This window comes from Nostoc sp., assembly GCF_036919615.1.
GTDB lineage: Bacteria > Cyanobacteriota > Cyanobacteriia > Cyanobacteriales > Nostocaceae > Nostoc.
Genome location: NZ_JBALCN010000098.1, coordinates 156,222 through 177,165 on the forward strand (window position 1 = coordinate 156,222; position 20,944 = coordinate 177,165).

A 20,944-nucleotide genomic window follows, 5' to 3' on the forward strand; every position below is an offset into this window, starting at 1 on the left:
CCTGCAAAAGCTACGCTTTAGCTTCCCTCCCCGCCTGCGGGGAGGGGTTGGGGGTGGGGTTCTTCGGGTTTAATAAGCAATCAAGCGGACATGATATAAGAAGGTTTTACTACGTAAAACCGTCCCTCTCCGAGTCGGAGAGGGAAACAGTTGAAGGAAAGTTCAAGGCAGGGAGAGGTTTGTCGAACTCACGTTTAACTTGGCAATACTCTAAATAATTTTCGCTTAATTGTCCAACCGCTCTTTCTATTTTGGTTAATTTATCCCTGGCTAGATATTTTCCCCAATTCCGGTTTATTGCTTGGATTCAATCACCTAATTAGTGCAATGAATCAATTTAAACCTTTTTATTATTCTGGAGAATTTAGTTTATTTACTACTTGCTTAATCCGGAAAGTAACAGAAAAGGGGTACATTTGCTACGTTAGCGATCGCCTCTGGAGTCACACCAGATCAGGTGGCGTTGTGGATCGGCGATCACGAGACTACAGTCTTGAAGTATTACTGTCACCTAGAAACAATTTCGGCTGAGTGCCCAGACTTTTGATTTATGCTACTCAAATGCTACTCAATCACTCTTAGAATTGCTGGGAAAAGCCGTCTATGATTATTGTCGTAATGGGTGTATCCGGTTCTGGCAAAACCACTATCGGAAAACTGCTAGCAGACTCGTTAAAATGGGAGTTTAGCGACGCTGATGCTTTCCACTCGCCAGAGAATGTTGAGAAAATGCGACGCGGTATCGCTCTGAGTGAATCTGACAGGACGCCTTGGTTGCAAGATTTGCAAACAGCCATAAAACATTGGTTGCAAGAAAATAAAAATGTGGTGCTGGCGTGTTCGGCTCTAAAAGACAGCTATCGGCAATTTCTGGTATTGGATAACGAACGCATCAAGCTAGTTTACCTCAAAGGGTCTTATGAGTTGATTCAAAAGCGGTTGCAAGAGCGTCACAATCATTACATGAGCGAAAAACTCCTCAACAGCCAGTTTTATACTCTTGAAGAGCCATTATACACCATATCTATGGATGTTGCACAGCCACCCCAGGTAATTGTTCAAAACATTAGAACGGCTTTGGGTATTTAGCTTATTGGTTACAACCACAAGATTAAGATTAATCACGTCTCAAAAAAAACACGAACTTTTGGCAACTAAATCAGATCAGATATCAGTCTAAAGAAATATCAAAGCAACCACATAAGAGAGTGGTGGGAGAAAAGTAGTGTTTTTAAGATTAGCGCAACAACATCAGGAATTTGTCCAAGACTTGGTAATGAACCTGCAAGCCTTGACAATTATACTTGAGCGGCGTGGCTATACTGCATCTTGTTATACATGCGGTGACCAAATGAAGAGTGCTTCATTTCTGGTTAGCTTGGGAGAAAAGCACCTGATTCGGTTTTTAGTATCTGATTACGGGATTACTTGGATGGAATTGTGGGACGATCGCGAATTAATGAAGTTGGAGGGTGCAGAAGCAATAAACCAGCTACAAGAGTTGGCTAATATTGTCAAGCATTCTCATGCCATACAATTGACAAATTGTCACTCCCTTGGCTGAGTTCCACAAAAAAGTTAACATATGTTTTGCCCACGTGTGCAAATACTAATCAAAGTATCATTTAATGAATTAACAAAGAAGACATTATCTGCCGCAATAGTCAGCTAGCAATCAAGCTTTAGAAGGATAAATCAATTAAAGGCATCAAAATCTCTGACAATTAGCGATCGCACAAGTGCTTTGTCTTAACTTATGATCACATTTTATTTAGTTTGTCAATGTTTTGCCTAATTCATAATTGATTCTGAGCGGACAAAACACTTGAGGAAATAAATCATCACAGGTATCTAAAAATGAAAAGAAACTTAACATCCATTTTTGCACACGTGTGCAAAAATAATTCCAATAGAGATTTTGCACACCTGTGCATAAGATGCGGTGCGAAAGTACCATTTAATAAATCAATATCGACAAGTAAAAAGATATGTCTCAAACTTTAAATAATGTTATTGACCAAGCTCAAAACAATCCCTTACATTCGTTAGAAGAATGGGAAGAAGACTTACTTAATCGCTATCCCAATCCACACAGCATAGTTAAAGAAGGTAAAACCACCGAAGAGTACAGGAATTACGAAGCGCCTATTAGAGACACGGTGAAAGAGTTCTATCGGTTAAATCATATCAATCAAACATATGATTTTGTATTAGAGAAAAAAGAATACTTTCGGAAGTTGGATAAGAAAAAAATGTCTGTCTGGGATGCATTAGAATTTTTGAATCAATTGGTTGATGATTCAGATCCTGATACAGACTTAGATCAGTTACAACACCTATTGCAAACATCAGAAGCCATTCGCGCTGATGGTCACCCAGACTGGATGGTACTTACTGGCTTGTTTCACGATATGGGGAAGGTACTTTGCTTATTTGGTGAACCTCAATGGGCCACAGTAGGCGATACCTATCCTGTGGGTTGTGCATTTTCTGATAAAATTGTTTTTTCGGAGTTTTTCAAAGAAAACCCTGATTCCAATAACCCTATATATAACACCATATATGGTGTTTACGAGCCGAATTGTGGCTTGAGTAATGTACACATGTCATGGGGACATGATGAGTATGTATATTACATGATGAAAAACTATTTGCCTGAATCTGCATTGTATATCCTCCGCTATCACTCATTTTATCCTCAACATCGTGAAAATGCTTACGAATATTTGATGGATAAACACGACAAAGAAATGTTTAAATGGGTGAAGTTATTCAATCCCTACGATTTGTATTCAAAGAATCCTAATCCTCCCGATTGGCAAAAATTAAAGCCTTATTATGAAGATTTATTGGCTAAATATTTACCCACAACCTTGAAATTATAAATTTCTGCTAGTAGGAAAGGCAAAGAATTTAAAAAATACCATACAGACATTATAACTGATTGGGTTTGTAGAGATTCTAATTGTTTTTCCCTAATGATGAATAACAATTCTTCAGCAAGCCTAAAACGAGTGGAATATTTTCCAAAAAATAATAGCATATTGCCGCTTAAAAAAGTATAAAACATCTGTGCAGATGTCTTAAACTTTATAGCTGCTAGCTTGACTTTTCTTTAATTCCCAGACTGATTGAACAGGCGTAAACTACTGAACACATCTGTTCTTTGACATCTTGACAACGGCGGTAATGGGGTGAGAATAACTTTTTTAGGGTTCCTTTTCCCTGTATCCAAAGAATTATTCTGGTCGAGATAGAACAAGACTAACTCTAGCAACTTAGTATAACAAATAAGCGCACTTTACATGCATATTTGAGTCAACTCTGAAAATTAGGCAACAGGATTTTTATTTATGGTGATGGTCTATAATTTTCTACCCCTAAAAGATAGATTTAGAAGCAAATATTTCCTTCCTACAGTATTAACTTTTCTCAATTTAACTTGAGTAATATATGTTAAGTTTTTTAAACTCTCTGGAAGCTGAAAACTACTTAATTTTCGCAAATGCTCCAGTAAGAAAAGTTGAGAATATATAGATGGAAAATAGTTTTATTGACTTTGTAAAGTTCGATAAACGTGGATCATATTTGGAATAATGCAGGTTAAACTAAAATAATCTCAAAGAAAAGACAAATTTGCAACTTTGATAACATCAAATTCTACTAATTTTAGTTAAAAGCTATTTTTAGCCTCCGCACTTCCAAATATAGAAAGACAAAAAATGTGATTTTTTCACGTAGGTAGTGCTCCTAGTTTTGGTTTAACAAACAAAACATTTAATTTAGTTAATAGGGCTAATTCAAGTTAGGTGATATTCTCAGACTCTTGAAAGGAGTTTAAATTCCCAAAGCCAGCAGTATTGCTAAGTTATGTCTAAAGTTTTCAGACCTAGCTCATCTTGTGATCAATTGGCAGATTTATATCTTACTGACATTTTTCAAATTTAAATCCGTTGTTAGAAATAGATGAATACCAAGAGAATTTCGCTCATAGTTGGCATATTAGGTTTCGCTGTTGTTAGTTGCACAAATGGCGCTCAAAATGACAACACTGCTACTAATACTGGTACTAACATTGCTACCAATATAAGTGCAGAGAGTCAGGCTAGTGCTGCAAATAGAAAATTGCAAACAATCGGCGTTGCTTTGGGTGACTTGGGCAATCCCTTTTATAATGCAGTGCAGAAGGGGGCTGAGACAGAAGCTAAGAAAATCGGGGGTAATATCAGAGTTAACGCGGTTTCCAGTGCCTTTGACTTAAACCAACAAACTAACCAAATCGAAAATTTTACTGCTGCGAATACTGATTTAATTATCCTTAGTGCTGTTGACAAAAAAGGAGTTAAATCGGTAATTGACCAAGCAAGGCTTGCAGGTAAGGTTGTGATTGCAGTAGATTCAGCCGTTGATGCAGATGTAGATGCGATGATTAGCTCCAATAATACACAAGCTGGTGAAATTGCTTGCCAATATATTGCCGATCGCCTCAAAGGTCAAGGTAGTGTAGTTATCCTCAACGGGACTCCGATGGACTCAATAAATCAGCGAGTCAGTGGCTGCCAGAAATCCTTGTCTAAATATCCAAATATCAAATTAATCTCTAAAGACCAAAACGCTGAAGGGACTAGGGATGGAGGACTAAGAGTCATGAGCGATTTGCTCACAACCTTTCCGAAAATTGACGCCGTTTTTGCCACTAACGATCAAAGCGGTGTGGGCGCAGATTTAGCAGCTAGACAAGCTAGACGTAAAGAATTATTTATTGTTGGGGTTGACGGATCGCCAGATGCAACCAAAGCAATGGAAGACAAAGATAGTGTATTTGCTGCAACTGCTGCTCAAAATCCCGCAGGAATGGCGCAAAAAGCGGTTGAGATTGGCAACGATATCATCCAGGGTAAAAAACCTGAATCACCTGACATTCTGATTCCAGTCAATTTGGTTACTAAAGACAACCTTAGCAGTTACAAAGGCTGGTAATACTAATTTGTAATTCGTAATTACAATACACAGAAAAAGGCTTGATACAGGAGGGTTACAATACTTTACCCTATTTTTTAAAAAATACATCGTTTCCAAATTTGGTGTAAGGAAGAATGACTTCTAGGAGATATTTGAATATGAAAAGAATTACGTTCACCCTTGGTGTTGCGCTTCGCATAATTGCAGCTAGCATATTAGGTCTTGTCAGTGGTAGTCTTGTCGGCTGTACAAATGGTTCTCCCGATCACAACACTGCTACTAACACTGAAACCAAAACTGCTACCAATACTAGTGCAGAAACTAAAACCGCCACTGGAAATGGAAAATTACGATCAGTTGGCTTCACAGTTGGTGATTTAAGTAACCCCTTCTTCGTCCTTATGGGGCAAGCAACTGAGGCAGAAGCGAAAAGAATTGGCGGTAAGGATGTCAATGTTACCGTAGTTTCCAGTGCCTATGACCTCAACCAACAAGCCAATCAACTGGAAAATTTCACAGCTGCAAATACTGATATCATTATTCTGAATGCTGCTGATAAAAGTGGCATTAAACCAGCAGTTGAAAAAGCAAAACTTGCCGGTAGAATTGTGATTGCGGTAGATACAGGTGCTGAAGGAGGTGTGGATGCCACCATTACTACTAATAATGTCCAAGCTGGAGAGGTTGGTTGCAAATATATTGCAGACCGCCTTAAAGGCAAAGGCAATGTAGTAATAGTTAATGGCCCGCCAGTGGACTCAGTGATCCAGCGAGTTAGTGGCTGCGAGAATGTATTGTCTAAATATCCCGATATCAAAATCCTCTCCAAAAACCAGAATGCAGAGGGTAGTCGGGATGGAGGACTCAGAGTTATGAGTGATTTACTCACAACTTTTCCGAAAATTGATGCTGTTTTTGCCATTAATGATCCGAGTGGAGTTGGTGCAGAACTAGCAGCTAACCAAGCACAACGTAAAGATTTCTTTATTGTTGGAGTTGATGGTGCGCCAGAAGCAATCACTGCGATCGCTGCCAAAGATAGTTTATATGCTGCAACTGCTACTCAAAATCCCCGAGGGATGGCCCAAAAAGCAGTTCAAGTTGGCAACGACATCTTAAATGGTAAAAAACCTGAGTCACCTACCATTTTGATTCCAGTTAAGTTGATCACAAAAGATAACGTCAGCACAGAAAAAGGCTGGTAAATAATAAAAATTGTGAATTTGCAATTGAAAATTATGTCTAATATGAATCCTTTGATGCATTTGTAAAGTTTTTGCACATCCGAATAATGTATGGCGGTTTTCACTTAATTTAAATACAAAACCTAACCCCCAGCCCCTTCCCTACAAGGGAAGGGGAGTTAGATCAAAGCCTCTCTCCTAAAAGGGGAGAGGTTTGGAGAGAGGTCAAAATTCTATATACTGCAACCGAGAACCGCTATATATGTGCATCAGCGGGAATATCGGAGTGCCAATTTCTAGTACTCAGAAATTTCCCAGACAGTTTCCATCAACTAACGTTCACAACGAAGGATGAAAATATCTTTCCCCCGCTCCCTATTTTCAAACTAGTAGTCAGCTTTTAAAAGATGATTTTGTGATCAGGGATAAGTTGATTAATTCCTAACTCACAATTGCGAATTTTAAATTTTTTTTACAGGTTCTGCTCATGACAACAAATATTGAAACCTCATTTCCTGATGCGCCAACTACCACCCCAGTGTTAGAGATGCAAGGGATTACCAAACGATTTCATGGTGTATCTGCGCTCCAAAATGTTAATCTGACGATTTATCCAGGAGAGGTTCACGCCCTCATGGGTGAAAATGGAGCAGGCAAAAGCACATTGATGAAAATCCTGGCTGGGGCTTACATTGCCGATGAAGGAGAAATTTGGATCAATGGCCAACCCCTGAAAATTACCGATCCGGCGACAGCACGCAAGGCGGGGATTAATCTGATTTATCAAGAACTGAATGTTGCACCTAATTTAACCGTTACCGAAAATATGTTTATGGGTAGCGAGTTGCGGCGAGGTCAGTTTTTAGACCGCCAAGCTATGCACCTGGAAGCAGAGCAAGTGCTGCAAAGCCTTGGAGCCAATTTTACAGCCCAGACTATAGTTGGTACCTTGTCGATCGCCGAACAGCAGCAAGTAGAAATTGCGCGAGCGCTGAAGGACAAAAGCCGCGTTTTGGTGATGGATGAGCCAACAGCAGCACTGTCTGATCGCGAGACTCAGCATTTATTTGAGGTAATTCGCAGACTACGAGACGACGGCATTGCTATTATCTACATCAGCCACCGCATGGAAGAAATATATGCCCTAGCTGACCGAATTAGCGTGCTGCGGGATGGTCAATACATTGGCAGTCTCACACGGGATGAAATTTCTGCACAGCGATTAGTGCAGATGATGGTCGGTCGTTCCATGCAAGACTTTTACGAACATCAACGCCAAACCAATCCTGGGCCAGTGGTGCTGGAAGTCAAAAATATCAGTGACGGACGCAAAATTACCCCGACTAGTTTTCAAATTCGCGCTGGAGAGATTGTTGGTCTAGCGGGGCTGGTTGGTGCAGGACGCACAGAGGTATCCCGGCTGATTTTTGGTGCTGACCACAAAGCAAGTGGTGAAGTATTCCTGAATGGGATGAAACTTAATATTAATACGCCCAGTGATGCTATTACTGCCGGCATTGGCTACGTCCCGGAAGACCGCAAAGACCAGGGTTTATTTCTGGAAATGAGTTCCCGTAAGAATATTGCCATCAACACACTCAAGCAGGATGCAAAGGCTGGCATTGTTAATTGGGGTTCAGTCAATCTGTTAGCAACACAAGCAGTTGAAAGCTTTAATATTCGGCTGGCCAATCTGGAAATCAGAGCAGTGGATCTTTCTGGTGGGAATCAGCAGAAGCTACTACTAGCCCGTTGGCTAGCCATTAAGCCCAGAGTAATAATGCTAGATGAGCCGACACGGGGCGTAGATATCGGTGCCAAAAGCGAAATTTACCGAATTATCAGCGAGTTGGCAGCACAAGGTGTTGCTGTTTTGATGGTTTCCAGCGAACTACCGGAGATTGTCGGCATGAGCGATCGCGTCTTAGTGATGCGAGAAGGCCAGCTGGTAGGCGAACTGGATGGCAGTCTTGGTAAAGAAATTACTCAAGAAAAAATTATACACTATGCAACTGGAGCATCAGAGGTATTAGCATCATGAGTCAGACAGTCAGACCTCCCCATAAATTAGCCAACAATCCCGTATCCCGCAACCAGAAATCAATTAGCACTCTACTAGAAGTTGCGGGTATTTTGCCAATCCTAGTAATTATCTGCATCTTATTTGCATTCCTTTCTCCCAACTTCCTCACAGGCGGTAACATCGTTAATATCTTGCGTCAGGCATCAATCAATATTGTGCTGGCGACGGGAATGACCTTTGTGATTCTCACCGGAGGTATTGACCTTTCAGTTGGGTCAATCTTAGCTGTTTCTGCCGTAGTTGCTCTGCTGGTATCGCTACTGCCAGCTTTAGGTTGGGCAGCTGTGCCTGCTGCTTTACTGGCAGGAGTGTTTTTAGGCTTACTCAACGGTGCCCTGATCACCTTTTTGGATGTGCCACCTTTTATTGTCACGTTGGGTTCATTGACTGCCTTACGGGGTGTGGCCTATTTGATTGCTAAGGGGACAACGCTGATTAACCGGGACATAAATTTTGCTTGGGTGGGTAATAGTTATGTCGGCCCGCTTCCTTGGCTAGTGATCATTGCGCTCCTGACTGTAATCGCTAGCTGGTTTGTGTTGCGACAAACTGTTTTAGGAGTGCAGATATATGCTGTCGGTGGTAACGAACGGGCAGCCCGATTAACTGGAATTAAAGTTAATCGTGTATTGCTATTTGTTTATGGTATTAGTGGATTACTGGCAGGTTTAGCAGGCATCATGAGTGCTAGCCGTCTTTATAGTGCTAGTGGCTTATTAGGTCAGGGTTACGAATTAGATGCGATCGCTGCTGTTATTCTTGGTGGAACCAGCTTTACAGGTGGTATTGGCACCATTGGCGGCACCCTTCTCGGTGCATTAATCATTGCTATTCTCAACAATGGTTTAACCCTGTTGAACCTATCTTACTTCTGGCAACTAGTTGTCAAAGGACTAGTAATTATTTTGGCGGTAATGATTGATCGACTCCGCAGACGTTCCAGACGCTAAATAATCAAAGTTTTTAGACATTGGGCATTGGGCATTGAGAATAGGGAATGAGTCTTTGAACTCCGTTAATGAGCCTTTGAACTCCGTTAATGAGTCTTTGAACTCCATTAATGAGCCTTTGAACTCCATTAATGAGTTTTTGAACTCCGTTAATGAGTCTTTGAACTCCGTTAATGAGCCTTTGAACTCCATTAATGAGTCTTTGAACTCCGTTAATGAGCCTTTGAACTCCATTAATGAGTTTTATGCTCTCTACTCTCCTACCCCCCTGCTCCTCACTCCCAGTACAGACGCGATTAATCGCGTCTGTCTCCACTCCCCACTACTTATAACTATGTCTTCCACTACTGCTCGTCGTAAATCCAACACGTTATATGTCGTTTTGATTGCTGGTGCTGCTGCCCTCGGCGGCTTTCTGTTCGGTTTTGATACTGCTGTAATCAACGGCGCGGTTTTATCTCTATCAAAAGCTTTTAACACCAGTAGTTGGCTGACTGGGCTGGCAGTGTCCCTAGCGTTGCTGGGATCTGCCGTAGGAGCCTTCTTTGCTGGACAGATTGCAGACCGTTATGGTCGAGTCAAGGCAATGGTGGTCGCTTCGGCGTTGTTTACTATCAGTGCCATCGGCTCTGGGCTTGCCTTCAGTATCTGGGATTTTATCTTTTGGCGACTATTGGGTGGGATTGGAATCGGTGTTGCTAGCGTCATCGCCCCAGCTTACATTGCAGAATGTTCTCCCACACATTTGCGGGGAAGGTTAGGATCTCTGCAACAATTAGCGATCGTAGTAGGAATTTTTGTTGCCTTATTGAGCGACTACTTTATCGCTGTGTCAGCAGGTTCAGCAGACTTGCCGTTTTTATTTGGGGTTGCAGCCTGGCGCTGGATGTTTTGGACAGCAGTCCCGCCAGCGGTATTCTACGGGATGGTGGCTTTAACAATTCCTGAATCCCCCCGTTACTTAGTTGCCAAAGGACGGGAGCCAGAAGCTGCTAACGTTCTGACCAAGATTTTGGGGGGTGATGTGCTGCCAAAAATTGAAGAAATTCGGCAGACAGTGCTTCGAGAACGCCAGCCTAAGTTTTCTGACCTGTTAGGTAGAAGTGGCGGACTCCTCCCCATTGTTTGGATAGGAATAGGCTTATCTGTACTCCAGCAATTTGTTGGTATTAATGTAATCTTCTATTACAGCAGCGTTTTGTGGCGGGCAGTCGGATTTTCCGAAAAAGATTCCCTAACAATCACGGTGATTACAGGAGCCGTCAACATTATTACAACACTGATTGCGATCGCTTTTGTGGATAAATTTGGTCGCAAGCCCTTGCTCATACTAGGGTCGATTGGCATGACCTTGACCTTGGGCACGATGGCTTCTATTTTTGGCACTGCTCCCTTAGATGCTGCTGGCAACCCCACTCTCACCGGAAGTGCAGGTACTCTGGCTCTGGTTGCAGCTAACCTCTATGTGTTTTGCTTCGGTTTCTCCTGGGGGCCAGTGGTTTGGGTGCTGTTGGGAGAAATGTTTAATAACAAAATTCGAGCCGCTGCACTTTCAGTTGCTGCTGCCATGCAATGGGTTGCGAATTTCGTCATTTCCACAACATTTCCTCCCATACTGCAATATTTCGGTCTAGGTTCTGCCTATGGACTCTATACAATTGCGGCGGCTACCTCGTTCTTTTTCATTCTCTTTTTTATTAAGGAAACCAAAGGAATTGAGTTGGAAGATATGTAATTGACATCCATCTAGTACCGCTGTAGATAATTCCTAATTCTGATCTAAATCATTCGTTAAAAGTTAGATCCCTGACTTCTTTGAGAAGTCGGGGATCTGGATACCGCAAATTTTCACAAATCAGATAGGGTTGCTCTAACTCTTGTGGGATAGGCAAGATGCTCGCCCTGATTATACAACTAGGGATTTTCAATAAATAAACTATCCAAATAAATGAATCACTCCAGACGCAGAGAGAGGAAAAATAGAGATGATTTTTGCGTCAGTTTTGGGATATTTTTTTATTGGAAGTCCCCTAAATACAAACTCTTGCTTCAGTAAATCACTAAAAAGATGGAAACTATCAATACGGCTCTTTGTTCTTATAGTTTGTCTGGTAGGGTATTTCATGCACCGTTTATTGATTTGCATCCCGGATTTAAATTAGTTGGTTCTTGGGAAAGAAGCAAAAAGCTCATACAGGAACATTATCCTGAGGTAAAAAGCTATCCTTCTTTAGAAGCATTGCTAGCAGATGAACAAATAAAATTAGTGGTAGTAAATACACCCACCTATACCCATTATGATTATACTAAACAGGCTTTACTTGCAGATAAACACGTAGTAGTAGAAAAAGCATTCACTACAACAGTAACAGAAGCTAAAAAGCTGAAAAAATTGGCACACAAACAGGGAAATAAATTATCTGTATATCAAAACCGCAGATGGGATAGTGATTTTAAAACAGTTAAAAAAATTGTAGAGTCAGGCTTGCTAGGTGATATTATTGAAGCAGAATTTCAATTTCAAAAATATAAACTAACCCTTAGCCATAAACAACACGTAGAAGTTCCAAGTCCGGGGGCAGGAACATTAAACAATCTAGGGCCGCACTTAATAGACCAGGCTTTGCATTTATTTGGGATGCCTGATGCTATTTTTGCAGACATCCGCATAACTAGGCAGCGATCGCAGGTAGATGATTATTTTGAGTTGATATTATATTATGACAAACTGTGCGTCAAATTAAAAGCAAGTTTCCTTGTGCGTGAGCCTGCGCCTGCCTATATCATACATGGCACTAAGGGTTCTTTTCTCAAAAGCAGAGCCGATAAACAAGAAGAGTATTTAGTAGCAGGTATGAAGCCTAACACACTTGATTGGTATACAGAGCCAGAAAGTGAATATGGCTTGCTTCATACAGAAAAAGATACAAAAGTAATTCGGGAAAAAGTAAAAAGCTCACAGGGCAGTTATTTAGGTTATTACGATGCGGTGTACAAATCCATTGTTAATAATCAGCCAATTGCTGTTACTACCGAAGACGGAATTAATGTAATGCAGATTATAGAAGCGGCTATTAAAAGCAGCAATGAGCAAAAAGTAATAGCGTTGCTTTAAGTAACCTAAAAGTTTAACTCAAAATATGTAACTTTAATCCTGGTTAGTTTATAACCTGGAAGCTTTGCTTCGAGTTTAATCTCTTTAGTTACAAAGTCAGAATTCAACCATTTTCAAATAATAAATCAATGATCAAAGTTCTTTTTCATAGCTTTTTTCTCTTATTTTTGGCAATTCCAGCAGTTTGGGCAGTACCTCCAGAAGATGATTCTAATGCAGCAAATGCTAATAGGAATTTGGATGGACAAGTCAATTCTGTTTCTCAGTTTTCTGATATTAAACCGAGTGATTGGGCATTCCAGGCACTGCAATCACTGGTTGAACGTTATGGTTGTATTGCAGGTTATCCTGACGCAACCTATCGCGGCAACCGTGCTTTGAGTCGTTATGAGTTTGCAGCTGGTTTAAATGCCTGCTTAGATCGGGTGAATGAATTAATTGCTGCGGGTACTAATGATTTAGTCAAGAAAGAAGATTTGGTAGTGCTGCAAAAATTGCAAACAGAGTTTGCAGCAGAATTGACAACTCTGCGTGGGCGGGTGGATACGCTAGAGGCACATACAGCAACGCTAGAGAAGCAGCAATTTTCTACTACTACTAAGCTGAATGCTCAAATTATTACTGCCGTTAGTGATACTTTTGGTAATAGAGTAGGTGGCGATGGCGATGAATCCCGTATCTACTTTGCAAACCGGAGTCGTCTCAACTTTGAGAGCAGTTTCACAGGCAAAGATTTGTTGCGAGTCCGGCTAGAATTTGGCAACTTTGCGGGTTCCAATGGTGCAAGCCAAATTGCCGCAGCAACAGGCACAGGGATGACACGCCTGAACTTCGATTATGACAACAACGATACACTTTTTGTTCCCCACATCCGTTATTACTTCCAAGTCAGTGATTCTCTTAACTTCGTTGTTGGGCCCACAGGCATTGGTTACACCGACATTTCAACCACTGTCACTCCCGCCACAATCGCTGACGACGGCAATGGGGTTCCCTCACTATTTGGGTCATATAGCCCCTTATTCCGGCGAGGTGGTGGCGGTGCAGCCGCTAACTGGAACATTAGCAAAGACTTGGTTCTCACCTTGGGCTATTTAGCAAGCAGTCCCAATGTCCCATCGGCGAGCAGCGGGTTATTTGATGGCGGCTACAACGCCCTAGCGCACTTAGCCTATTACGGCAAGCAAGGAGCTATTGGTGTTGCCTACTCTCATGGCTATAGCCCTGGTGGAGTAGTCGATATAGCCGCTGGGACGGGTAGCACCCTATCAAACGCTCCCTTTGGCAACAACATTGCTACTTCCAACAACATTGTAGGCGCACAGGGATTCTATCGCTTCTCCCCAAATTTCCAAATCCACGGTTGGGGTGGATATATTTGGGCAAATGCCAAAAACTCTGGTTTGAGTGATATTTCCAATGGTAGGGGTGGAACAGATTCTCTGTTTGTAAACAATGGTGACAATGCCAATGTCTGGTTTGGGGCGATTGGTATGTCGTTTCCCGATGTGGGGGGTAGGGGTAACTTGCCAGGAATTCTCTTTGGTATACCACCGCGTGTCTCTAACAGTGATGTCCGTCAAGACCGAGACAACGCTTACCATATCGAAGCATTCTATCGTTACCGACTGAACGATAATATCTCAGTGACTCCTGGTTTTTGGGTGATTCTCAACCCGGAAAATGACAGCAGAAATGATACCCAGTATGTGGGTGTAATTCGCACAACCTTCGATTTTTAACTGAATGTGAATGATTTGCTTGAGCAACAGAGTGCTGAGTATTCAGCACTCTTGATGCAATCTGCTGTAAGTATTAGCCAAGGGGTACATGAGTAAATATTCACAGCAGTGGATGCGATCGCAATAACGTCTAGCTGGTTTTTCAGGAATACCTACATCGTTGCAAACAGACTGAAGTGTTGCTACTGCTGCGTCATCAGCTGCGATCGCTCAGTTGACAGAAAGCAAAATTTTTTGACTACCAGTCCGACATTGTTTGTTTCTTTGAACACCCAATTTTACCTACTGTACTATCAGTGGTGTACTTTATCTAGAATCCTTTGAGCGATCGCTTTTGAAAAGTTGCCGTGAAAAATCAGATTCATATACTTTTTTAAATAGAAAAATTATATTTTTAAAATAACTTTATACAAAATTTTCTCTTTAGTACAGATGCATTAACCTACTTTCCTGGTATTTGAATCAGTTTAATGACAGTATAAGTACATAGACTCCTGTATTTTTTATATAAAGATGCTTTTAAAGTAGTTGTAATTTATTGGACGTAAAGGTACCTTGTAAATACTGGACTACCAAAGATTGCTTCTCAGCTATGACTTCTTGTCACCCTATTTTCTGACTGGAGTGAAAAGCAAACTTTCAATGCTGGGTGCAAAATTTGGATTTCAAAAATTGTAGTAACTCGCACATTAATCTACCGTAAATATTTTATGAAGAAAAGGTACAAATTAGCACTGGCTACCGCTAGCATTGCTTTGGGTTTTAGTGTAATCCAAGCTAAACCAGCACAAGCTGCCACACTTAGTGGTCCGATTAACATCTATGCTGCTGCCAGCTTGACCGACACCCTACGCCAGGTTGAGACACTTTACAAGCAAAGCAACCCCAACGTCACCTTTATGAATACCTTTGGGGGTTCTATTGGTCTCGCTAATCAAATCATAATGGGAAAAAATCCAAATCCAGTAGATATCTTCTTCTCAGTATCCCAAGCACCGTTAGATAGTCTGCAAGATGCCAACCAACTAATAGAAGGAACCAGGCAAGACATACTAAACAACACCTTGGCTATAATCACGCCGATAAATTCAACCTTACGTATATCAAGCGTTCAAGACCTATTACCGCCGAATAAAGTGGCTATTGGTGATCCTAGATCTGTTCCAGCAGGAGTATTCGCCCAGCAATTATTTGCCAATTCCGGGATATCGGGGCAACTCAATCTTGTCTTGGGCACAGATGTGCGTAATGTACTATCATTAGTATCAAATAACACTGTAGATGCGGGCATTGTTTACACCACAGACGCTCTAACAGCACTTGATAAAGTCAAAATTGCATACACTCCGCCTATCAACCTTTACTCTCCGATTGTTTATGGCTCTGCTGTACTCAGACAAACTCAAAACCTAGATGCAGCTAAGGACTTCAACTCCTTTCTGCGCAGCCCTCAAGCATTATCTGTGTTTCAGGTATCTGGATTCACGCCTATCCCCGAACCTATGACTACTGGTGGCTCAATAGCAGTAGGTATAGTCGGCCTGATGATGAAGCGAAAGGTAAAAACAAAAGCCAAAGCTAAAGCAGCAGTAAATTAAAGGTTTTTGGTTGTATTTTCAATCCAAATTGAACTCACAACTGCAAATAGGAATCAACCCAGGTATAACCCTGACTTTTCACGGGATGTGAAAAGTCAGATTATGTTGAATCAATAGTTGCAATTCATTTTGATAAAAATCACCAAACATTCTTTCCATCTCTGTTTATTGAGATGCAGTGCAGGAGATATTTGTTTGCCAAGGGTTATATAGGCTAACGTTAGGTGCTTGAGCCACTAGCTGGATATCTCCATTAGCATTCACCCTAATATCGCCACCCTTTTGATTATTTCTAATGCGTGCATCTAGTAAAGCGCCATCTGATAGGCGAAAGATATTGGTGTTTACACTAATATCACCACTTTTGCCTTGAGAATTCTGATTTTATTCTCCTAAGAGTAGTAAAAAGGAATAACTTTTCTTAAGAAATACTTAGAGCAAGCTGATATCCAACTATTTCTTGTGGGATAGGCGTCTCGGCCGTCCTATAAACTGAGCGGGCTAAAGTCTGTTTTCAAACTCTTATGATCCTCCCTAACCCCTTTAAAAAGGCTACTGTCTACACACAAGTCTTTTAGAGTTACTAGGTAACATAGGGTGGATTAATTTTTACAAGCTGATGCATTGGCATTGTCAGTCGATGCAATAGCATTGTAAGCCGATGCATTAACATTGCAAATCGATGCATTAGCATTGTCAGCCGATGCATTAACATTACAAATCAATGCATTAGCATTGTCAGTCGATGCATTAACATTGCATGTTGATACATTGACTGTGAGGTACTAAAAATGGCTTGGTATTCGTTATGCTGTTATCGGATTAGACAGAGTGCGGATTGCAGGAGCAACATAAGGGATGCTTACTGGCAAGATAAAGTTAAAAGCTGATCGCCTTTGGACGACCTGTAGTGCGGTGGCGACACACAATTAACAGCAGGCTTACTTTATACAAGCTGACCGTAAGAAATTATTATCGTGGTTTCAAAGAGAATCGTAATTTGATAAAAGTAGGTGTGCTATTTAAGATATTCACATATAACGCAGATGATGATCCTTATGAAATACCACTCCGTCCTGAAGTCGAATGCAAAACTAATCAACAAAGCGTAGGCAAAAGTGGAACTAAGGTCTTAGAAAAAATAGAAGGGTTCGGTTATATAGTTGCTATGAATTACTTATCAGTTAAAAAAAATTTTTAACTGATAACTTTTACTAGGATGCCAATAATTGCCGAATTAACCTGGCTACAGCCTTTTGCGTGAAGCGGTTGGCAATTTGTTGACCCAAACGCTGTACATCTGAATTTACCAATAATTGGGCAATTTGGGGTGCAAGTTGCACTGGATCAAAGCCTTTTGTTTCTCGAAGAATACCTAATATACGTTTGATATGCTCCAAGGTTTGTTGTTGCTCAACTGTCGCCGCCGGAGTTTCATTAACTGCTGTCAACCCAACACGTTCTCGCAGCAGATAGGTGAAGTTATGCAAAATATTTTTACCTAAAGCATCAAGTCCGTTGACAGATTCATCTACCAGCTTGTCACGAATGAAAGCGCCACGTTCAGATGATAGAAATTCTATCGCCTGATTCAGCACTAAGTTGAAGTCGTAGTCTTGACTGTTACGTGCATTACGTAACAAGTTTTCTAAGCGATTCCAGCGAAATCTGCCATCTTTAAATAGCAAATCTTGCAATGATGCTCTTAATTGCGGTGCTGGGTCTGTTAACAGGCGTTTAGAAACGTAGGGATAAGCTTCGCTGAGGACTTTAAAGTTGGGATCTATAAATATTGCAATACCTTCGAGCGTTACAAGGGAGCGAATAATTAAGGCGTAGTAGGGCGGTACGCGGAAAGGATACTCATACATCAAAGCCGATAGTTCATCGGTGATGCTTTTAATGTTAAGTTCGGCAACACTGGCTCCTTGGGCATCAGCAAAGACTCTCGCAAAAGCTGGGATAATTGGTGTTAAATCAGTTTCTGGTGATAAGAAATCTAACTTAACGTAGTCTTTTGCTAATCCTTCAAAGTCGCGGTTGACGACATGGACGATCGCTTCAATTAAACCATAACGCTGTGGTGGCTGAATCTCACTCATCATCCCAAAGTCGAGATAAGCCAATTTGCCATCTGGTGTTGCTAACAAATTACCAGGGTGGGGATCGGCGTGGAAAAATCCATGTTCTAGCAACTGGCGCAAGGAACACTGCACACCCACTTCAATCAAGTAACGGGCATTTATGCCTTGGGCGCTAATTTCTTCTGTCTGAGTTAATTTGGTACCGTTAATCCACTCCATCGTCAAGACGCGACGGTTGGTGTACTCCCAGTAAATTTTCGGTATGTAGATGTCTTTAATATGACCGTACAACTCGAAAAATCGTTCAGCATTTTCACCCTCATGGATGTAGTCCATCTCTTCAAAAATGCGATCGCCTAACTCATCGAGAATACCAACTAGGTCACTTCTTACCCGTTTAACCTTTTTCTGCACCCAAGCGGCGAGGTTACGTAAGATATACAAGTCAATGGTGATCCCTTCTCTTAAGTCGGGGCGTTGAACTTTAATGGCTACTTCTTCACCAGTTTTTAGCTTACCTTTATACACTTGTCCCAATGAAGCCGCAGCAATTGGCTGGGCTGAGAGTTCGGCATAAACTTCTTCTGGAGGTGCGCCTAGTTCTTCTTTGATAAACTGGTAAGCAATTTCGTTGGCAAAAGGCGGCAATTGGTCTTGTAGCCTAGTTAATTCTTCTAGGTATACGGGAGGAACCAGATCCGGTCTGGTGGACAAAGCTTGTCCAATTTTGATGTAAGCAGGCCCCAATTGGGTCAGCAATACTCGTAGCTGAGTGGCTCGCCGGCGGTCATTTTTGACGACAATTCCCCGTTTACTATCCGACCACAACCCAAAAGCAAAGGATAGAGTCGGCCCCAACACGGCAAAGATCCGCCGTACAACTTGCAGGCGTCTGTTTCGGTAATGCGCCGCTATGCCCACAGGATCGTAAAGCATCTCAGGTTGGGCAGTTGTCCTCATCTTTTGGGCGGCTAAGAGGCTTGGCGAGCGCACAACTAAGCTTGGTGTACCATTTTCTGGCACTACATCTATAACGTCCAGTTCGCCTCGGCGATTTGTGCCGTTGCGACTGTCCTCCTGAATCGGTTGGGAACTAGGGGGAAGTGTCTTAACAATCATGAAGAAGTCCACCGATCATAACGATCACATTAAGTATTGTAACAATATGTTCCGGGATTAGGCATTGGGCATTGGAATAATTTTTTTCCAGTAGCCAGTAGTTTGCTACACTTAAATGGGCATACTAACTAGTTCAATAGTAGTAGGTATTGCTAGTTGCTGAAATATAAGACTTATTGTCCTGTAAATTGGAAGTATTCGGCATCTGCCCTTATGGAGAATTTGGCTTGATGTTGCTTTGCCTGCGAATTGAAAACTTTGCCCTAATTGACCAAATGGAATTGGAATTTGGCGCGGGATTAAATGTGTTAACAGGTGAAACCGGCGCTGGAAAATCGATTATTTTGGATGCCATTGATGCTGCTTTGGGTGGTAGAGTCTCTAGTCGAGTCATTCGCACAGGAACAAGTCGGGCAATGGTAGAAGCTACTTTCACCTCAAACGCCCCCCTAGCCGCTTGGTTGACCGAACAAGAAATAGATTTGCTTGATGAAAATTCCGTAGTCATTAGCCGAGAAATCACAGCCACTGCTAGTAATATCCGCAGCCGCTCGCGGGTGAATGGCGTGTTGGTAAATCGGCAGATCATGGGAGGAATGCGCGATCGCTTGGTGGAAATCACAGCCCAAGGTCAAACAGTACAAGTGGGACAATCTGCCCAAGTCCGCGACTGGTTAGATTTATATGGCGGTGACCCCTTGATGCAGCAACGTCATCAGGTCGCCACGAGCTTTAATACTTACCAACAGGCGCATTTAGCACTAGAAAAACGCCGGACATCAGAACGGGAACGGTTGCAACAATTCGACTTGCTCACCTATCAAGTGCAAGAATTGGGAGCAGCCAATCTCGGCGAAGCTAATGAATTGGAACAGTTGGGACAAGAACAGGAACGCCTGAATCATGTCGTCGATTTGCAACAGATGAGTTACAAAGTTTATCAGGCTTTGTATCAAAACGATAATGAAATCCCAGCCGCAGCTGATTTATTGGGAGACAGTGAGGCAACATTAAATGACATGGTGGAATACGACACCCAACTGCAACCCCTATTGGAATTGGTGCGGGACGCTCAAGCTGCGGTAATGGAAGTGGGAAGACAGATTAATGCCTATGGGGATAGTTTGGAAGCCGATCCCCACAGGTTGTCAGAGGTGGAACTCCGCATTCAGGAATTAAAGCAAATTTGCCGCAAGTATGGGCCGACACTTACTGAAGCGATCGCTTATTACCAACGTATCCAAGAGGAATTGGCGGTACTTAACGACAGCGAACAATCGATCGAAAACTTAGAACAGCAAGAAAAGGCATGTCTTGAGAAACTCACCCAAGCAAGTAATCAGTTAACTCAACTGCGGAGTAAGGCGGCTGCTAATTTAGAATCACGTTTGATAGCTGAACTCAAGCCCTTAGCGATGGAAAAAGTGAAGTTTCAGGTTGAGATAGTGCCTGCTTCCCCAACTGCCACCGGAGCAGATAAAATTACCTTTATGTTTAGTCCCAACCCTGGAGAACCACTACAACCTTTAACAGAAATTGCCTCTGGCGGGGAAATGAGTCGCTTTTTGCTAGCTCTGAAAGCTTGTTTTTCTCAGGTTGATGTAGTTGGAACAATGGTATTTGATGAAATTGATGTCGGGGTTTCAGGAAGGGTAGCCCAAGCGATCGCGGAAAAATTACACCAGCTAAGTCAACGTAACCAAGTATTATGTGTTACCCACCAGCCTTTAGTTGCTGCCATGGCCGATCGCCATTTCCGCGTAGATAAGCAAACTATCAATCAAGGCAAAGGTAAAAAACCTAACAATGACAACGCTGATCAGCGTACTGTTGTCAGAGTTACTACCTTGGATAATTTAACCACTCGCCGGGAAGAACTAGCACAGTTAGCTGGTGGTAAATCAGCAAGTGATGCGATCGCTTTTGCCGAATCCCTGTTATTACAAGCTGCTAACCACCGTCGCGGGGAGCTGATCATTAAGACTACAGGGGAGCAGGGAGCTTTCTAGCAGGGGGACAAAGAGTTTTCAGGTTTTTTGCACAGAAGCTCTAAATCATAACTAATCAGCCGGACATCATCAATGAGAGGTTAAGGTAATTGCACTAA

The 20,944-nt window shown here is 41.9% G+C and carries 13 protein-coding genes and 1 pseudogene; 13 read left to right on the forward strand and 1 reads right to left on the reverse strand.

Features of this window, described 5'->3' with window-relative positions; genetic code table 11:
• Positions 1–204 precede the first annotated feature (204 nt).
• The 12 genes and pseudogenes from V7K48_RS30370 to modA form a co-directional block, all read left to right on the forward strand.
• Positions 205–360, forward strand: a pseudogene (locus V7K48_RS30370) (IS701 family transposase); the annotation flags it as partial.
• Positions 361–603: 243 nt separating this feature from the next.
• Positions 604–1,089 (forward strand): gluconokinase, encoded by a 486-nt coding sequence (locus V7K48_RS30375; RefSeq protein ID WP_335078306.1) that lies wholly within the window; start codon positions 604–606, stop codon positions 1,087–1,089.
• Positions 1,090–1,225: 136 nt separating this feature from the next.
• The gene (locus V7K48_RS30380; RefSeq protein WP_335078308.1) at positions 1,226–1,564 is read left to right on the forward strand and encodes a DUF1815 family protein; all 339 of its coding nucleotides are present in this window, start codon (positions 1,226–1,228) and stop codon (positions 1,562–1,564) included.
• A gap of 424 nt (positions 1,565–1,988) precedes the next feature.
• Complete coding sequence (locus V7K48_RS30385; RefSeq protein WP_335078310.1) at positions 1,989–2,885, forward strand: inositol oxygenase family protein; 897 nt, start codon at positions 1,989–1,991, stop codon at positions 2,883–2,885.
• A gap of 1,081 nt (positions 2,886–3,966) precedes the next feature.
• Positions 3,967–4,980: a substrate-binding domain-containing protein gene (locus V7K48_RS30390; RefSeq protein ID WP_335078312.1), complete on the forward strand. Its 1,014-nt coding sequence runs from the start codon at positions 3,967–3,969 to the stop codon at positions 4,978–4,980.
• 140 nt (positions 4,981–5,120) lie between these two features.
• Positions 5,121–6,167, forward strand: coding sequence for an ABC transporter substrate-binding protein (locus V7K48_RS30395; protein ID WP_335078314.1), 1,047 nt, complete (start codon positions 5,121–5,123; stop codon positions 6,165–6,167).
• Between the two features lie 466 nt (positions 6,168–6,633).
• Positions 6,634–8,187, forward strand: coding sequence for a sugar ABC transporter ATP-binding protein (locus V7K48_RS30400; protein ID WP_335078316.1), 1,554 nt, complete (start codon positions 6,634–6,636; stop codon positions 8,185–8,187).
• Entirely contained in the window at positions 8,184–9,179 is a 996-nt protein-coding gene (locus tag V7K48_RS30405) for an ABC transporter permease subunit (protein WP_335078318.1), read from the forward strand. The genes V7K48_RS30400 and V7K48_RS30405 overlap by 4 nt, the downstream gene beginning before the upstream one ends.
• 334 nt (positions 9,180–9,513) lie before the next feature.
• Positions 9,514–10,914 (forward strand): sugar porter family MFS transporter, encoded by a 1,401-nt coding sequence (locus V7K48_RS30410; protein ID WP_335078320.1) that lies wholly within the window; start codon positions 9,514–9,516, stop codon positions 10,912–10,914.
• A gap of 333 nt (positions 10,915–11,247) precedes the next feature.
• Positions 11,248–12,294, forward strand: a complete 1,047-nt coding sequence (locus tag V7K48_RS30415) for a Gfo/Idh/MocA family oxidoreductase (RefSeq protein WP_335078322.1) — start codon at positions 11,248–11,250, stop codon at positions 12,292–12,294.
• 128 nt (positions 12,295–12,422) lie between these two features.
• Complete coding sequence (locus V7K48_RS30420; protein WP_335078324.1) at positions 12,423–14,036, forward strand: iron uptake porin; 1,614 nt, start codon at positions 12,423–12,425, stop codon at positions 14,034–14,036.
• Positions 14,037–14,746: 710 nt separating this feature from the next.
• A complete protein-coding gene (gene modA, locus V7K48_RS30425) occupies positions 14,747–15,634 on the forward strand; it encodes a molybdate ABC transporter substrate-binding protein (protein WP_335078326.1) in 888 nt (295 codons plus the stop codon).
• Between the two features lie 1,214 nt (positions 15,635–16,848).
• On the opposite strand, the gene V7K48_RS30430 is transcribed toward modA, so the two are convergent.
• Positions 16,849–18,837, reverse strand: a complete 1,989-nt coding sequence (locus V7K48_RS30430) for an ABC1 kinase family protein (protein WP_335078328.1) — start codon at positions 18,835–18,837, stop codon at positions 16,849–16,851.
• A 230-nt stretch (positions 18,838–19,067) separates the two neighbouring features.
• Here V7K48_RS30430 and recN point away from each other — a divergent pair, with 230 nt between their 5' ends.
• Positions 19,068–20,846, forward strand: a complete 1,779-nt coding sequence (gene recN / locus V7K48_RS30435; RefSeq protein ID WP_335078401.1) for a DNA repair protein RecN — start codon at positions 19,068–19,070, stop codon at positions 20,844–20,846.
• Positions 20,847–20,944 lie beyond the last annotated feature (98 nt).

Coding starts and splice junctions, on each gene's coding strand:
- V7K48_RS30375 (WP_335078306.1), top strand. CDS start 604: ATGATTATTGTCGTAATGGGTGTATCCGGTTCTGGCAAAACCACTATC.
- V7K48_RS30385 (WP_335078310.1), top strand. CDS start 1,989: ATGTCTCAAACTTTAAATAATGTTATTGACCAAGCTCAAAACAATCCC.
- V7K48_RS30390 (WP_335078312.1), top strand. CDS start 3,967: ATGAATACCAAGAGAATTTCGCTCATAGTTGGCATATTAGGTTTCGCT.
- V7K48_RS30395 (WP_335078314.1), top strand. CDS start 5,121: ATGAAAAGAATTACGTTCACCCTTGGTGTTGCGCTTCGCATAATTGCA.
- V7K48_RS30400 (WP_335078316.1), top strand. CDS start 6,634: ATGACAACAAATATTGAAACCTCATTTCCTGATGCGCCAACTACCACC.
- V7K48_RS30405 (WP_335078318.1), top strand. CDS start 8,184: ATGAGTCAGACAGTCAGACCTCCCCATAAATTAGCCAACAATCCCGTA.
- V7K48_RS30410 (WP_335078320.1), top strand. CDS start 9,514: ATGTCTTCCACTACTGCTCGTCGTAAATCCAACACGTTATATGTCGTT.
- V7K48_RS30415 (WP_335078322.1), top strand. CDS start 11,248: ATGGAAACTATCAATACGGCTCTTTGTTCTTATAGTTTGTCTGGTAGG.
- V7K48_RS30420 (WP_335078324.1), top strand. CDS start 12,423: ATGATCAAAGTTCTTTTTCATAGCTTTTTTCTCTTATTTTTGGCAATT.
- modA (WP_335078326.1), top strand. CDS start 14,747: ATGAAGAAAAGGTACAAATTAGCACTGGCTACCGCTAGCATTGCTTTG.
- V7K48_RS30430 (WP_335078328.1), bottom strand. CDS start 18,837: ATGATTGTTAAGACACTTCCCCCTAGTTCCCAACCGATTCAGGAGGAC.
- recN (WP_335078401.1), top strand. CDS start 19,068: ATGTTGCTTTGCCTGCGAATTGAAAACTTTGCCCTAATTGACCAAATG.